This window comes from Acetobacter pasteurianus subsp. pasteurianus LMG 1262 = NBRC 106471 (assembly GCF_000285275.1).
Lineage (GTDB): Bacteria > Pseudomonadota > Alphaproteobacteria > Acetobacterales > Acetobacteraceae > Acetobacter > Acetobacter pasteurianus.
In genome coordinates, this window is sequence record NZ_CADO01000107.1 from 1 (window position 1) to 2,266 (window position 2,266).

Sequence of the window (2,266 nt, forward strand, 5' to 3'; positions counted from 1 at the left end):
GTGACAGACCTGCACACCGCACCAATCCCGCGTAGCGGGTTCGTTCTCCCCCCCTAAACAGCCTGTCAGCTCAGCAGAAACAAGGCAGACAGGCTGTAGTCGCCCTCTTCGCCGACATAAAATTCCTGAAACACACTTCCGTATAGCAGACATGATTGGTTGTTTATTCTCTACAGATAAAAGGTTTGAAAAGTCCTTATTGACGTTTTTCCCATGTATAAAAATGCTCACTCGCTCATCCAGGGCTGGCAAAATGCCTTTGAGGGTTGTCACCCCCGCACCGGGGGGGGCAGCATCATGCCGGAAACTTCTTCTCAACACGCCAGAAAAGTATACGGAAACCAATATCCGCTAACTCAGTGCCGGGGCATATTTGGGGAGGAATCGATCTTCTTGATAATCCACATGTGATATACGGCCAAGCGTTCTTCCCCGCATTCAAAATAACCTTGATTGACGAGTCTGGCTTGGTCCTTATAAAGACCGAAAATTTGTTCAGGATCATGTATGGTTGATATCTTTGTTGTGTCATTCATCCAATCTGTATATTTTTTTGTAAATTCTTCGGAAAATTCAATTTCACCGATCTCATTTTCGGTGCAACAACTTTGAACTCTTAGCCCTTTAATTCCTCGAAGCAACCGAAGCTTTTCTGCCGTCACTGAAAAAAACTCAGCGGTTCTGGTAACGCGCTGCATATAAACACTATCGATCATTGCAGCGACCTTAAGATTACTGTGCGTCTTTTCTAAGCACGCGATAAACTCCTGTGTCGTGAACCCGAAGTCCAAGAACGCCCAATAGGTGAGCAGTAATATAATCTTTGCCTGAGTTCGGATCACAATAGGAAATTCTTCCTGCTTTAAACCATGGTCATTTCCATGCGCGATTCTGTTGCGAACTTTCTTGATCAGTGAGAACTCATGCTCTGATAGATTGATGATTTTCGTAATATCAGTATCCGTCTCTTCAATTGCCAGTCTATACTTTTCCTCAAAATAAAAATTGGTTGACCCAAATGTATTATTAGCGATCACGACGATCTTATCTTGCTCATCAGAGAGCAAGGTTGGAAGCTCGTTCGTGAGGTCTCGGCGGAATTTTCTTATTTTCTTCGAGTCAGGTGATGGAGATTTAGAAGGGGAGGCTTTATCAAACCTAATGTTCAGGTAGCTATCTAAGAGACTGACATAACCCAGTGCTTTGTATTCCCAGAATCCGTCGTATCTCTGCATGCCCGATAGACGTACCCAACAAACCTTTCTGTACTTAGATTGGTAATAGTGGTCGAAGATCGACTGCCACCGTCCGTCCAGCGCAGGCTGTTGGATAAAGCACCGAACCCAAAAGCTACTATCACCTTTGGCCCGTTCGGGTCGTTCAAACGTGGGAAAATAGATCCGATAGGAGCGACCAGATCCCTGGGAAACAACAACGCTTATGATTGTGGCTGGATAGGCTAGCAAAATGGAAAGTAAGCATGAGAGTTCTTGGGTCTTTGCCTTCACATCTGCAAGGCTGAACTTGCTCGCCTTCGCCGAAAAAATGAACTCTACATGCTCATGTAGTACGAGATCCTCCCCCAACTGGCTATGAGAGCTACAATACGCGCTTCGTAGATCGAAGTGCTCATTATCTGTTTCGACGCTGACATTGATATCCTTCGGGATTCGTGTCCAGTTGAGTGTTTTACCAATTGAACCGTCAACCGTTCGCCAGTGGAGAAACCATTCTGATACGTCACTGTAACGCACTGAAATTGAGTCAACCACCGCTTCTTTTAAATCGCCGTCGATCACATAGTCTGCGTAAAGAACAATACCGTTAGCTTTGCAATCACAGAGACAAAATGTGCTTCCTTCGTTCGTTACCGCCTTAACTAGGTCAAATTTCGCGTCGTCCGTGCGTAACTCTAGGGCGTTGTCTGAGATTAGGAGATTGACGCAAGCCCATTGATTGTCTCCGAAAGATAGAACCCCAGATCCTAGCCGTCCGAGTTGATCGTGATATAATTCGACGTCAAAAATCTTTATTTCTGTATTATGGTCATTTTTACGCATGTCGCATCCTTATTAAAAAGGAAGTTGATTTATTTTCTATATATGAGGTAAATTTGATTACATCTATTCAATATTTTTGCCTTTATATTTTTATGTGGTGGTGAGATTGTCGTCTCAGAGCGAGAGTAATAAACGCTTAAGACACCAGTATATTCGACGCGGATTTCTCACACTTGAGGCAATTTCGGGTCATTTTGTAGAATTCA

Annotated in this window: 1 protein-coding gene; it reads right to left on the bottom strand. The window is 44.0% G+C overall.

What is annotated here, in order from left to right:
- Positions 1-356 precede the first annotated feature (356 nt).
- Positions 357-2,060, bottom strand: coding sequence for a HEPN domain-containing protein (locus tag APA10_RS11675; RefSeq protein WP_003631056.1), 1,704 nt, complete (start codon positions 2,058-2,060; stop codon positions 357-359).
- Between the last annotated feature and the right edge of the window lie 206 nt (positions 2,061-2,266).